At 62.8% G+C, this 12,436-nt stretch carries 13 protein-coding genes; 3 read left to right on the forward strand and 10 right to left on the reverse strand.

Annotation, left to right across the window (positions count from 1 at the left end):
- Genes A6B35_RS10040 through A6B35_RS10050 form a run of 3 tightly spaced genes read right to left on the reverse strand, consistent with a single transcriptional unit; the run spans window position 1 to window position 3,130 of the window.
- Entirely contained in the window at window positions 1-684 is a 684-nt protein-coding gene (locus A6B35_RS10040) for an SDR family NAD(P)-dependent oxidoreductase (RefSeq protein WP_006203927.1), read from the reverse strand.
- A gap of 38 nt (window positions 685-722) precedes the next feature.
- Complete coding sequence (locus A6B35_RS10045; RefSeq protein ID WP_167361597.1) at window positions 723-1,442, reverse strand: MarR family winged helix-turn-helix transcriptional regulator; 720 nt, start codon at window positions 1,440-1,442, stop codon at window positions 723-725.
- A 41-nt stretch (window positions 1,443-1,483) separates the two neighbouring features.
- Window positions 1,484-3,130, reverse strand: coding sequence for an ABC transporter ATP-binding protein (locus A6B35_RS10050; RefSeq protein WP_040583283.1), 1,647 nt, complete (start codon window positions 3,128-3,130; stop codon window positions 1,484-1,486).
- Between the two features lie 196 nt (window positions 3,131-3,326).
- On the opposite strand from A6B35_RS10050, the gene A6B35_RS10055 reads away from it, so the two are divergent.
- Window positions 3,327-3,719 (forward strand): GFA family protein, encoded by a 393-nt coding sequence (locus A6B35_RS10055; RefSeq protein ID WP_006203924.1) that lies wholly within the window; start codon window positions 3,327-3,329, stop codon window positions 3,717-3,719.
- A gap of 57 nt (window positions 3,720-3,776) precedes the next feature.
- Here A6B35_RS10055 and A6B35_RS10060 read toward each other — a convergent pair whose 3' ends face one another.
- Window positions 3,777-5,294, reverse strand: coding sequence for a winged helix-turn-helix domain-containing tetratricopeptide repeat protein (locus A6B35_RS10060; protein WP_193364568.1), 1,518 nt, complete (start codon window positions 5,292-5,294; stop codon window positions 3,777-3,779).
- A 227-nt stretch (window positions 5,295-5,521) separates the two neighbouring features.
- Between A6B35_RS10060 and A6B35_RS10065 the strand changes: the two genes are divergently transcribed.
- Entirely contained in the window at window positions 5,522-5,782 is a 261-nt protein-coding gene (locus tag A6B35_RS10065; RefSeq protein ID WP_006203922.1) for a DUF1127 domain-containing protein, read from the forward strand.
- A gap of 102 nt (window positions 5,783-5,884) precedes the next feature.
- Here the strand turns inward: A6B35_RS10065 and A6B35_RS10070 are convergent, their stop codons facing one another.
- The 6 genes from A6B35_RS10070 to A6B35_RS10095 form a co-directional block, all read right to left on the reverse strand.
- Window positions 5,885-6,925, reverse strand: a complete 1,041-nt coding sequence (locus A6B35_RS10070) for an EscU/YscU/HrcU family type III secretion system export apparatus switch protein (RefSeq protein WP_006203921.1) — start codon at window positions 6,923-6,925, stop codon at window positions 5,885-5,887.
- Window positions 6,926-7,093: 168 nt separating this feature from the next.
- Window positions 7,094-9,262 carry a type III secretion system export apparatus subunit SctV gene (gene sctV, locus A6B35_RS10075; RefSeq protein WP_006203920.1) on the reverse strand — a complete coding sequence of 723 codons (2,169 nt, stop codon included), beginning with the start codon at window positions 9,260-9,262 and terminating at the stop codon, window positions 7,094-7,096.
- Window positions 9,259-9,450, reverse strand: coding sequence for a hypothetical protein (locus A6B35_RS36580; RefSeq protein ID WP_006203919.1), 192 nt, complete (start codon window positions 9,448-9,450; stop codon window positions 9,259-9,261). The genes sctV and A6B35_RS36580 overlap by 4 nt, the downstream gene beginning before the upstream one ends.
- 137 nt (window positions 9,451-9,587) lie before the next feature.
- Window positions 9,588-9,986, reverse strand: a complete 399-nt coding sequence (locus A6B35_RS10085) for a hypothetical protein (RefSeq protein ID WP_006203918.1) — start codon at window positions 9,984-9,986, stop codon at window positions 9,588-9,590.
- Between the two features lie 38 nt (window positions 9,987-10,024).
- Window positions 10,025-11,026, reverse strand: coding sequence for a SctD/MshK family protein (locus tag A6B35_RS10090; RefSeq protein WP_006203917.1), 1,002 nt, complete (start codon window positions 11,024-11,026; stop codon window positions 10,025-10,027).
- A gap of 122 nt (window positions 11,027-11,148) precedes the next feature.
- A complete protein-coding gene (locus A6B35_RS10095; RefSeq protein ID WP_040583278.1) occupies window positions 11,149-11,331 on the reverse strand; it encodes a hypothetical protein in 183 nt (60 codons plus the stop codon).
- Window positions 11,332-11,545: 214 nt separating this feature from the next.
- Between A6B35_RS10095 and A6B35_RS10100 the strand changes: the two genes are divergently transcribed.
- Window positions 11,546-12,400: a MurR/RpiR family transcriptional regulator gene (locus A6B35_RS10100; protein ID WP_006203915.1), complete on the forward strand. Its 855-nt coding sequence runs from the start codon at window positions 11,546-11,548 to the stop codon at window positions 12,398-12,400.
- The last annotated feature ends 36 nt before the right edge of the window (window positions 12,401-12,436 follow it).

Below are 12,436 nucleotides of genomic sequence, written 5' to 3' on the forward strand. Positions count from 1 at the left end.
TCAGTAAGACTCCTCAAGCTGGCAATTGATGGAAAATTCCGCGACGCTCGCATGGTCGGGCAGATCGAGCAGCAGCCCGATGATCCGTGCGAGGTCATCCGGGTCGGTCATCAGCGCATCGGCGCGATCGGTGACGCCGCGGGCCATGTCGGTGGCGACGAAGCCGGGACAGACGGCTGTCGCCCGAATCCCGAGGTCCCACCCCGCCTGCCGGATGCCGTGGGACAGCGCGACGGCGGCAAATTTGGAGATCGAGTAGGAGCCTGCTGTCACCGACTTGACCCGCTTGCCTGACAGCGAGGCGAGAATGATCACCCGGCCCGCGCGGCTCGCCGCAAGCGATGCCCATGATGCGCGCACCAGACGGCGCGGCGCCTTGACGTTGATCTCGAACATGAGATCGAGATCCGCGTCGTCGGCGTCGATGACCGACTTCGGGATCATGATGCCGGCACTGGCGATAACCGCGTCGATCCGCTTGAAGGCATCGATCGTGCCGGCGACCCATGCCCGTTCGCTGCCGGCCTCCGCGGCCTCGTAGGGGAACACACGGACGCGCTCGCCATCGGCCCAGTCCGGCTGCACCGGTTCGCGCATGCCCAGCGACAATGTCCAGCCCGTTTCGAACAGGTGCCGCGCGCAAGCCGCACCGATACCGCGGCTGGCACCGGACACGAGCGCCACACGCTGGCCGTCTCGTCCCCTGCCTGCCGCCGGCGCCCTCACTGGTCGAGGCCCAGGGTGCGGCGATAGACGCGCCGCAAAATGTCCAGCAGGCGCTCCTGATCCTCCTCGGGCACGCCGGCGAAGAAATCGCTGGATTGCTTGGTGGCGATCTCGCGCACCTTGCGTGCGAGGTCCGCGCCCTTTTCGGTGATGTGGAGTTCCTGCGCGCGTCCGTCGTCCGGTGCGTTTCGGCGCGTCACAAGGTCATGGTCGATCATCTGGTCGACCAGCCTGCCCATGGCGGAGCGATCGCGCAGGATGAGCTGCGCGATGACCGAAGGCCGTATCCCCGGATGGCTGTCGACAAGCAGCAAGGTGGTGATCTTGCCGGTTCCCCGGGCGACGTCGAGACCCTCCAGCCGGTGATCGAGATCACGCGAAAGCGCTATGTTGATGCTCCGGATATAGAAGCTCAACGTGTCTTCGAGGACGTCCAGCCCGACCGTTTCGACTGGATGAGGCGGGGCTTTCTTCTTTGCCGGCATCGAACACTCTCCCGAGGCTGTCCTGACAGCCTTCATCGAGATCGCCGCAGCCCCAATCCGGGGTTGTCGAGGGTCTTCCAGGGCATGATTGAGCCGGTAGTGGACAAATGCAACTACTTTTAGTGGACAAACGCAACTATTCTGCTCGACAGCAGACTTGGACGGGCACGCGTCGGCGACCCGATCGAAGAACAGGCTTGCAGCCGCGCCTTTGCCGGCGCGGCCATTCATGGCTCAGGGAAGGTCAGGGGATATTCAGCGTCGTCGTCGCCTCAGGCGGCGGGGACCCATTCCTTGCCGGGAATGGCGGAGATCAATTGCCTCGTATAGGGGTGACGTGGTGACTGGAATATCTGCGAAGGCGGACCGCACTCCACGACCTCGCCGCGGTTCATCACCAGGATCTCGTCGCAGATGCGACTTGCCACCCTCAGGTCGTGCGTGATGAAGATCATGGCGATCTTCATTTCCTTCTGGATGCTTGCCAGCAGATCGAGGATCTGCGCCTGGATGGAGACATCGAGGGCCGAGACCGCCTCGTCGGCGACCAGAACCTTGGGGTCCATCATCAGGGCCCGCGCGATGCCGATCCGCTGGCGCTGGCCGCCCGAGAACTCATGCGGAAAGCGGCCATAGGCACCCTCGTCGAGCCCGACCAGACGCAGCAATTGCAGCGCCTTCGCGCGCGCTTCCCGGGCGGACAGGCCGTGCGCCATTGGGCCGACGGTGAGGATATTGGCGATCGTCTGCCGTGGATTGAGCGAGGCGAACGGGTCCTGGAAGATCATCTGGATGTGCGGCCGCATCGGCCGGAACTCGGAGTCCGAAAGCGCCGCTATATCCTTGCCGTCGAACAGGATGCTGCCCCCGTCGCTGTCGAGCAGTTTCAGCAGGACGCGGCCCAGCGACGATTTTCCCGAACCGGACTCGCCGACGATGCCTAGCGTTCTGCCCTGGCGAACTTCAAAGCTGACCTGCTTGACGGCGTGCACGATGCGGGACCGCGAGAAGAAGCCGATGCCCGGCCGATAGGTCTTGTCGAGTTTCTGCACCTCCAGCACGATCGGCGCATCGTCACGCGGCTTCGTTTCGCTCTCGATCATATGCGGGACGGCGGCGATCAGCCGCCTGGTGTAGGGATGGCTTGGATTGCCAAGCACGTCGGCGGCGGTGCCCTGTTCGACCATCGCGCCTTTTTCCATGACGATGACGCGATCGGCGATTTCCGCGACGACGCCAAAGTCGTGCGTGATGAACATGACGCTCATGTTCTTTTCGCGCTGCAGCCGTCGGATCAGGGCAAGGATCTGCGCCTGGGTGGTGACGTCGAGAGCCGTCGTCGGTTCGTCGGCAATCAAAAGATCAGGCTCGAGCGCCAGCGCCATGGCAATCATGACGCGCTGGCGTTGCCCGCCGGAGAGCTGGAACGGATATTGGTGCCGCAGGACCTCCGGCTCCGGCAGGCCGACTTCGCCAAGCAGGTCGACAACCGCCTTGGCGCGGGTCGCCGAGGTGCCGGACCGGTGTGCTTCCATGACCTCCGCCACCTGCTGGCCGACAGTCATCAGCGGATTGAGTGCTGAAAGCGGATCCTGGAAGATGATGGAGACCGAACGGCCGCGCAGGCTCCGCATCACGACTTCGCCGGCGCTGGCGAGATCGTGGCCCTTGAACCGGATGCTTCCCTGCGCAATCCGCACCGAAGACGGCAGCAGGCCCATGATCGCGTTTGCGGTCACCGACTTGCCGGAGCCGGACTCGCCGACGATGCACAGCATCTCGCCCTTGCGCATGTCGAAGGATATGTTTTCGACAGCGTTCTCACGCTCCATGTTTGCGGGCAGGCGGACCGTCAGGTTTTGAACAGAGAGAACAGTTTGCTCACTCGGCTCGCGGGAAGTCGTTTCGCTCGGCGGCATGGCAGGCCTTTCGAAATCCAGTGATCAGGCTGCGCATACTAGCCGCACCTCCCACCGATAGCGCAAGCCCGCATTTGCGAGATCGAGCGTTGTTGCTCTGTCGGGGAGGCGCGTCTCCGCCCCGCAGCGGGCAATTGCAATGACAGTGCTGCTCGTTGTAGCCATTCTGGCCGCCTGAGCCTGGAGGAGACGCAGCATGGACCGATTCACCGGCGGTTGCCTGTGTGGCAACGTCAAAATTGTGGCGTCGGGCACCCCATACCGGGTCGGCATTTGTCATTGTCTCGATTGCCGCAAGCATCATGGGGCGCTTTTTTATGCTGCCGCGGTGTTCCCTCAGGATGCGGTGACGATCGATGGCGAAACGCGCGACTACGCCGGCCGGTTTTTCTGTCCCCGCTGCGGCTCGTCCGTTTTCGCACGCACCGGGGACGAAATCGAAGTGCATCTGGGATCCCTGGATGCACCCGACCAACTGGTGCCAACCTATGAACTCTGGACCGTTCGTCGCGAAGCCTGGTTGCCGCCGTTTCCGCTCACAAGACGATACGAGCGCGACCGTGACGCCACGGGTCGCTTTGAGAAGTAGGCGGCACGACCGACAGCCTTCGGATCGAATGGCCATTTGGAAGATAACGCCGGCGCGTCACTCCGGAAGGCCGGCTTTGCGAAAGCCATCGACGAAATGCTCAAGCGTCGCGGCGTCGCGGAATGGCTCCGTCCAGACCCAGTGGCGGGTCGTGAAATGCGGATTGCCGACGAGGAACATTTCGACCTCCGCGCGCGCCTCGTCGAGCCGGCCGAGTTGCGCAAGGCTTGCCGCCAGGAAACGGCGTGAGCTTGTGCGATAGGTCTCGTCCCTGCGCAGTGTTTCGACGGCGGCTTCGTAGTCGCGTGCCGCATACTGCCCCTGGCCGAGTGTCAGATAGTACCAGCTTGCCGGAAACGGGTTCAGCCGGAACGCCTTGCGAATGTGCTCGAGGCCCTCCTCGACCCGCCCGGCCAAGACCTCGATGTCGGACAATGTCGCCCAGGCGTCGGCCTCGTTCGGGTCGAGCTCGAACGCCTTGGCGAATTCCGCATCCGCCTCGGCGAAGCTGCGCTCATAGGCAAGCAAATTGGCCAGCACCCAATGGCAGCCGGCATCGTTGGGATCGATCGCTACAGCCTTGCGCGCCAGTTCCAGAGCAACGCTACGATTGGGTTCGATGGGTTCGCCCCAATGCACCCATCCCATCCAGTGGTTCATGGCAAGCCAGCGATAGGCCTCGGCGTAGTCCGGATCGAGCGAAACCGCGCGCGTCAGCATCAGATGCGCTTCCCGCGCCGTCTGCGGCGAATCGTCGATCAGCTTGCGCGCCCGCACGCAGAGATCGTAGGCCTCGAGATTCTGGGGCCGATTGCGCGGCGGCGGCGCACGCAGCCGGCCGAGCAAAGCCTCCACGATCTTGGCCGTCACCTCGTCCTGAACGGCAAAGATATCCTCCAGGCTGCGATCGAAGCGTTCCGCCCATAGATGTTCGCCGCTCACCGCGTCGACCAGCTGGGCGTTGATGCGCACCCGCCCCGCGGCGCGTCGTGCACTACCCTCCAGCAAATAGCGCACGCCAAGGTCCTCAGCGATCTCGCGCACGTCCATCGCCTTTCCCTTGTAGGCAAAGGTCGAGTTGCGCGCGATGACGAACAGGCCGGAGATCCTGGACAGGTCGGTGATCAGGTCTTCGGTCAACCCATCCGCGAAGGAGTCCTGCTCCGGATCATTGCTGAAGTTGACGAAAGGCAGCACGGCTATCGATGGTTTCGCGGGCAGCGGCAAAGGTTTTCGCTTCGCGCCACCGAGCTGTTCGATGACCCCCGTGAAGCGGTAGCCGACGCGCGGAACCGTTGATATCCACTCACCGCCGTCGGCGGGCGGGCCAAGCAGCTTGCGCAACTGCGCGATCTGGACGGTGAGGTTGCCTTCCTCGACGGCCGTACCCGGCCACGCCGCGTCCATCAACTCGGCCTTGCCAAGGATCTCGCCGGGCCGTCCGACGAGCGCCGCAAGCAGCCTTAGTCCGCGGTAGCCAACGGCAACGGGGACATCGTTCCGAAGCAGCGTTCCCGCGCCGGAATCAAGTACGAACGGACCAAAGGCAAAGCGCTCTCCCTGCATACGGCGCATCTATAGAGCAATTCCAGAAAAAGTGTGAAGCGGTTTTGCGTCCGGAATTGCGTCAAAACAAAGAGTTAGAGCTGTTCGCCGGTTCCGTGAACCGGTGAACTGCTCTAGCCCGTTTGGAAGTTTTGAGAACTATTTGGGAGGGCTTAATTACGGCGGCGGTCGCATCCGGCAGAATTCAACCTCTTTCAGGTCGTGGGTCCCAGACCCGCAAGCCATAGGAGGTTGCCATGAACGATACCCTTGCGTCGGCCCCGCATCAGGCGGCGCGGCCGGGAACGCCCGTTGGGCTGGCGGAAATGTCGCGCCGGCACCTGACGACCCTGCGAAGCATTGTCGCGACCTGGCGCGATCGGACCTGGCGCGAGCGGATGCGCTTTCGTTGGGAACTTGAGCAAATGTCGAAGGACAATCCTCATTTGATCGACGATATCGGCCTGACGAAACGGCAGGTCGAGGCAGAGCTCGCCAAGCCCTTCTGGCAAGGATGAGACGAATGCTGCAAAGATGCTGGATCGCGGCGCCAGCCTGGCACGCGCGCATCGAGGTTCGCTGCCAAATCGGGAATTGACGCACGACCGCGGGTTTTCGCCTTATGTGAGCCCGTGCCGGACGAGATGGCGAACGACCGGCGAGAACATCTGCTGGCCGATGTAAGATCCGGTGTTCGCGTCCTCGAAGAGTGGTTCGGCGACGGCCGCATCATCGACTATCGCGATACCTGCCTGACGCGCTTGAGCCATTATCTCGTCGGCTGCGCGGCCCTGGCCCTTGCCGACGACCGTCGGCACCGGCGTTTCGCCCTTGACGTAGCGCAACGCCACGGCACGGTCGCCGGACACGAAGACGATGACCGCATTTTTCACACCCAGCTTCGCCGGCTGCATCACTGCTTCGCGCCGCTGTCGCTGCTGTTCATGGCGGATCAAGGGATCGCCTTCGAGATCCTTGTGCTCACGCTTGTATTCGGTCGTCGTCATGCGCATGTCTCGAAGGAACAGCCAGCGCTGAAGTGGAACATCGATCACGCCGATAACGACAAAGGCCAGCGCGGCGGCGATACCAAGGGGTACCAGCACCGCCTTGATGATCGGCTCCAGGCAGGACGGACCGCAGCCTGGCGCATCGAAGAGCGGCTGCAGCCAGGCGATCAGGATGAAGACGAACAGGCTTGCCAGCAGCACCACCTTGACCAGGCCCTTGGTGAACTCGACGACGTTGCGCAGCGACAGGATCTTCTGAAGGCCCTTCGCCGGGTTTATGTGATCGAACTGCGGCTTCAGCGGCTCAAACGAGAAGACCGGCCCGAACGTCCCCAGCATGCCGAAAGCCACGGTGAGAACGACGACGATCCCGACCAGCGGCAATGTCGCGAGCATCAGCAAAGAGAAGAAATGGCGGATGGCCCGCAGGCTGACCTCCTCGAACGAGCCGCCGGGCATCGTCACGGTCTGCACGAGTTCCGAAAGGTGCTCGAACAGCATCGGCCAGGAAAAATAGAGATAGGCGAGCGCTGCGAAAAAGGTGAAGCCGGAGGTCAGGTCGCGGCTCTGCGAAACCTGGCCCTTGCGGCGGGCGTCACGAAGCTTCTTGTCGGACGCCGGTAGTTTCTTTTCCTCAGCTTCTTCGGCCATGCTGCAATCTTATTGCACTGTTGTGGTTCCACTAACCGTCGCGATAGCGAGCCGGCGCAAATCCGTCCGCCTGGCGACAGCGGCTGGTCGAACGCCTGCTGCGGTATCGTGGATTGTCATGTCGTTCCTCTCCTGAATCCCCAAAAGTCCCCGTCCGTCCGGCTGGCGTCACGAGGTCGCCTCTTGTGTGGCCTTCGCCTGGGCCGACGGCAGCGACTGGGAGACATTGCGCGCGCCGGCCCTGCCGGAGCGGCCGGCGATCGTGGCCAATGGCTGGACATTGAATTCCTGCGCGAGCTCCTGGAAGGACAGAACCGGAAGCTCGATGGCATTGTGCGTGAGCAGGCTGCGCATGTGACGACGCACATCCATCGCGGCCAGCACGACCGGCGAGACATCGGCCGAGCTCTGCGACAGCGCCCGCTCGATCTCGGTGACCAAGGCCTGCGCATCATCGTCCGAAAGGTTCAGGAATGTACCGGTCGATGTGCTCTGCACCGCGTTTCGCAGGATATCCTCGGCCGACCGCTGCAGGACATAGGCCGCGATGATGTTGTTGCGGCCGGCGGAGCGGAAGCTGATCTGGCGTTTCAGGGATGTGCGGACATATTCCGTCAGCAGGACGACGTCCTGTTCGCGTTGGCCCCATTCGATCAACGCTTCGAGGATCAGGCGCAGATTGCGGATCGGTACGTTTTCGCCGACGAGCCGGCGAAGCACCTCCGCGATCTTCTGCAGCGGCACGATTTCCTGTGCCTGTCTGACCAGATCCGCATAATCCGGCTCCATGTCCGACAGCAGCCTGCGCGTCTCCTGGATCCCGACGAAATGGCCGGCATAAAGCCGAAGTGCATTGCCGGTCCATCTGGCCGCTGTTTCCGCCGGTGCGGAGAAGACGAAACCGGCTTCCTTCAGTGCCGATGTCTGGCTGTCGTCGACCCACACGAATTTGCGCTGACCGGCAATCGAAGCGCCTTTTTCGTAAGTCACTTCGAGCAGTTCGAGATGCGTTGCGTCCGCTTCGACAAGAACGCGGTCGGCAGGAATTTCGGCATCCAGAATGGGTGCGCCCTCCAGGTCGACGCGGATGCTTCGCGGTGAAAGCATCTCGTCGACCTGCATGCCGATGGCCGGAACGTCGACACCGAGATCGCCGAAGAGTTCGCGGCGCACGCCGTCGGCGAGCGCGGCAAATTCGGGCTCCGGGATCGAGCGTGCGAGATCGGTTCCGAGGCGGACGATCACGCGGTAGGAAGGAGGCAGTGTTCCGGCTCGGATTGCTGAAAGCGACGCGGAATTTTCCGGTTGTTCGGACATGGCGATCTGGCCGATATCTTTGGGCTCGGATTCCTTTGCGGTGCGGCGGTTGATTGAATAGGCGCCGGCTCCGAAGCAGGCGCCAAGGATCAGGAACACGATCGAAGGGAAGCCTGGCACCAGGGCGAGGCCGACCATGATCACCGCAGCGAGCCCGAGCGCCCGGGAATCCCGCAGCAGCTGGCTGGTTATCTGCCGGCCAAGGTCGCCCGTTCCATCCGCGCTGCCGACGCGCGTCACCATCGTCCCGGCGGCCACGGCGACGAGCAGCGCCGGTATCTGCGCCACCAGTCCGTCGCCGACGGTGAGCAGGGTGTAGGTCGCTGCCGCATCCCCCACCGACATATCGTGCTGCAGCGTTCCGACTGCGAAACCGCCGATCAGATTGACCAGAATGATTACGATGCCGGCGATGACGTCGCCCTTGACGAATTTCATGGCGCCGTCCATCGCGCCGAACAGCTGGCTCTCGCGCTCCAGCTGCTGGCGCAGACGCCGTGCCTCCGCCTGATCGATGTCGCCGTTGCGCAACTCGGCATCGATGCTCATCTGCTTGCCCGGCAGCGCATCGAGCGTGAAGCGCGCGGCGACCTCGGCGACGCGCTCCGCACCCCGCGCAACCACGATGAACTGTGCGACGGTGATGATCAGGAAGATGACGAGGCCGACCGCGATGCTGCCGCCGACGACGAAATTGCCGAAGGCGGTAATGATCTCGCCCGCGTCGGCCTGCAGCAGGATCAGTCGCGTGGTCGTGATCGTGATCGCCAGCCGGAACAAGGTGGCGATGAGGATGACCGACGGCAGCGACGAGAACTGGAGCGGGTGAGAAACATAAAACGATGCCAGCAGGATGAGCACGCTGATGGCGATGTTCGCGGTGATGAGGATGTCGACGAGAAACGTCGGCAATGGAATGAGCATCATCACCACTGCGACAAGCATCAGCACGGCGATGACCAGATCGCTTCGGCGTGACAGCCTGGCAAGGAATTGCAGAAGTCGCTCCGACATGGTCATCCGACGCCTCGTTGCGACAGGAAGCTGAGCAAGGCACTGTGCGCCTCCGCCTTGCGCCCGGCCACGAGCAAGGCGCGGCTCTTCAGCAATGCAAGCGCCGGGTTGTCCATTCCTTCCAAGGTCTCCAGCCTGGCAATCGTGGCCAGCGCCTTTTCCGCCTCGCCATCAAGTATGAGCAGGTGCGCCAATGTCCTGAGGACGCCGGCATTTCCCGGCGAGAGCTGTGCGGCGATAAGCAGGTACGCCGCGCCCCGCTTTGCCTGCCCATGACACCCGTAGAGATAGCCAAGGACATGCAGCAGATGGACCGTGTCATGCGGGTCGGTCAGATTCCGATTCCTTCCTGCATGCGACCAAGCAGTTCGCGATGACGCTCGATTTCATCCTCCATCAGCGTTCTGGCCAACGTCTTGAGCTGCTCGCCGCCCTCGAGGCCAGGGACCAGGTGCGTTACGAAATGCTGGAGAATAGGCACGGAGCGACGCAGGATGGCGGGCTCGGGAACAACGGGCATGACGAAGCTGGCGAGGATCTCGTCGAGCGATTCGCCGGCGGCACCTTGAGACGGCTGGAATTCCGCCGTTTCGGGCTTTTCCGCAGCGGCGGCCGATTTCGTCCCTTGAGCACGGTTTGCGGCTTTGTCGACGCCATTCATCCGGCGCCGGTTGATTGCCTGACCGCGCACGCCTTCCGCCTGCCGCACCTCGCGGCCGGCTGCGTCCATCCTTGCCGAATCGAGTCGCGGTCCTTCGAGCCGGCGGTTCACGGATATTTCAGCGCGACCGTGGCGCTGCCCTTGGTCAGCAGAAGTTCCGTCTCGCCGATGTGCTTGATGGTCCAGCCGTCATTGGTGAACGCGCCTTCGTGATAGCGGGCGCCGTCGGTCGCGATGACGTAAGGCCGATCGCCATACCAGATCGCCTGCAGCGTCAGGCGCGGAGCCTGCTCCGCATTGCCGACCATGACGTTGGAGACGAGGGGAATATGCGCGCCGAACGCCTGATCGAACCAGGATTGCGTTTCCGTCCAGGCACCATTCTTGTCGTTCGGGATCATGCCCGAGACCACGAGCCGTCCCGGCGATCGCTGAACGGTCAACGTGCTCATGCCGGATTGCTCGAGACGCTGCTTGAGCTGGCTCTCCGCTTCGGCGGCACTCTGGATTTGCGCCGGCGACGAATCGTCCAGGACTTTTTGGCCCGGCTCTCCGGCAAAGGCCATTCTGATTGGTTCGCCGTCGTGGGAGGATGCCTTTGCGCCGATGTCGGGCTTGGCGAAAGAGAACCCGTTCGCGGCGACGGAAACGGCGAATACGGCAAAGAGAACGCTGCCGGCAACCAGGACGGAGCGGTGGGAAAAGGACCACCTGTTCGGGGGGCGTTCCGGGTTGACCAGCCGGATACGGGCGTCGCCGATACTCAAGGTGAGCGGCAGCCTGCAGCTTCTGCCATGTCCCTCGCGGATGGTCTCGCCTGTGGCAAAAGTGACATCACCGCCGACGGCCTCGATTTCAAACTGGCTGCCCTTGCGCCGCAGCCTTGCGTGGATCGGCGCGATACCGGCATCCCTGAGGACAATGTCCGACTCCGTGCTGGAGCCGATCGTATAGAGCGGCTCGACCAGGCCGAGTTCGGCGCCGGCGTGAAATCCATGGATTACGCTGAGCGCAACGGAACCTCCGGATGCCGGGGAGGGGGCGACAATCGTTCGGAGCAGGCGCGCCGGCGCCGCATCCAGATATCTGCCGATAGGACTAGCGGTCATGCCACTTCATCTCCCGCCGATGACGATTTCAAATGCAGCCTGACGACGGCGTTGAACGATTTCTGCCGTGCAAGTACGCCGCCGGTTGCTTGCGGCGGCGTATGGGTCGAGAATTCCCTGCCTTAGGCCTTTTCAGCCGACTGGCCGAGCGTCCTCGCGGTGCTCATCAGCATGTCATGCTGGGATTTCGCGATCTCTTTCGTGATCTCCAGCCCAAACATGCGCTCCTGGTGCTTGATCATCTTGTCCAGGTTCTGTTCCGGCGACCCTGCAGAGCCGGACGTAATGGGAGAGGTAGCAGCCATCATTGTCTCCTTGAGGGACTGTTCAAGTTGCAAACTCCGGACTCACACCGCTGCGATCCGGCAGGTTGCGAAACCAACTTAAGGCAGCATGACCGAAATGGAAAGTCCAGTTGGAATATTTGAGCCACTTCAGTTCCAACTGTTGCGTTGCCGGCGTTCCAGGAGTAACCTGCGAACCGGGTGAATGGGGTATTTCAGGATGGAAAAAGGTCCTTTGGCGGAGCTGTTGGTCGAACGGTTCGAGAATATGCCGCCGCAGCTACGTGTCGCCGCGCGCTTTGTGCTGGATCATCCCAAGGATGTCGCACTGATGTCGATGCGCGAGCAGGCGCACCAGGCCGGCGTTTCGCACAGCACGATGATGCGGCTGGCGCGATGGCTCGGCCTTGATGGCTACGAGGACATGCGCAGCCTCTATGCGCGCGCGCTGCGTGAGACGATCGCCGGCGAGCCGGCGCGAAAGGGGCGGCGTGGCGATCCGGGATATTCGGCTGCAGGGGTCGTTGCCGACACACTCGCGGCCCAGATTTCAAGTCTCGGCGAATATGGCAATGCCATGCAATTCATCGCCGCCGCCGGGCTGCTTGCGCGATCACGCAATCTGTTCGCTCTCGGCTCGCGATCCGCTTATCCGGTGGCGAGCCACTTCGTTCACATCATGTCGTTTGTGGCTGGCGGCGACAGCAAGGTGACGCTTGTCGGCGAGATGGGTGGACAGGGTCTGGACGCCCTCCAGCATGCGGGACGTGGCGATGTGCTGCTTGCCGTAGGCATGGCGCCTTATGAGCGCACGACGATCGACGTGGCGCGCCAGGCGGCTAGGCAGGGCGTCGGCGTGGTGGCAATCACCGACAGCAGCGTGTCGCCGCTGACCCGGATCGCGCGGGAAACAATCATCGTTACGTCGAATTCGCAGTCGTTCTTCCGAAGCATGGCGCCGGCATTCGCCGCCGTCGAGATTCTGGCCGCATTGACGGCAGTGCAGTCTGAAACGAATGCCGCGGAACGGGTGAAACAGTCGGAAGAGCAGCTTGCTGCTTTCGGCATTTATTGGAAGCCCCCTCGATAAGACCTGAAGGGTTGCGATCGGCGGGCGTGCCGGCAG

The sequence above is a fragment of the Mesorhizobium amorphae CCNWGS0123 genome (assembly GCF_001686985.1).
Classification (GTDB): Bacteria; Pseudomonadota; Alphaproteobacteria; order Rhizobiales; family Rhizobiaceae; genus Mesorhizobium; species Mesorhizobium amorphae.

Coding starts and splice junctions, on each gene's coding strand:
- A6B35_RS10045 (WP_167361597.1), bottom strand. CDS start 1,442: ATGAATGGCCGCGCCGGCAAAGGCGCGGCTGCAAGCCTGTTCTTCGAT.
- A6B35_RS10050 (WP_040583283.1), bottom strand. CDS start 3,130: ATGCCGCCGAGCGAAACGACTTCCCGCGAGCCGAGTGAGCAAACTGTT.
- A6B35_RS10055 (WP_006203924.1), top strand. CDS start 3,327: ATGGACCGATTCACCGGCGGTTGCCTGTGTGGCAACGTCAAAATTGTG.
- A6B35_RS10060 (WP_193364568.1), bottom strand. CDS start 5,294: ATGCGCCGTATGCAGGGAGAGCGCTTTGCCTTTGGTCCGTTCGTACTT.
- A6B35_RS10065 (WP_006203922.1), top strand. CDS start 5,522: ATGAACGATACCCTTGCGTCGGCCCCGCATCAGGCGGCGCGGCCGGGA.
- A6B35_RS10070 (WP_006203921.1), bottom strand. CDS start 6,925: ATGGCCGAAGAAGCTGAGGAAAAGAAACTACCGGCGTCCGACAAGAAG.
- sctV (WP_006203920.1), bottom strand. CDS start 9,262: ATGACCATGTCGGAGCGACTTCTGCAATTCCTTGCCAGGCTGTCACGC.
- A6B35_RS10085 (WP_006203918.1), bottom strand. CDS start 9,986: ATGGACGCAGCCGGCCGCGAGGTGCGGCAGGCGGAAGGCGTGCGCGGT.
- A6B35_RS10090 (WP_006203917.1), bottom strand. CDS start 11,026: ATGACCGCTAGTCCTATCGGCAGATATCTGGATGCGGCGCCGGCGCGC.
- A6B35_RS10095 (WP_040583278.1), bottom strand. CDS start 11,331: ATGGCTGCTACCTCTCCCATTACGTCCGGCTCTGCAGGGTCGCCGGAA.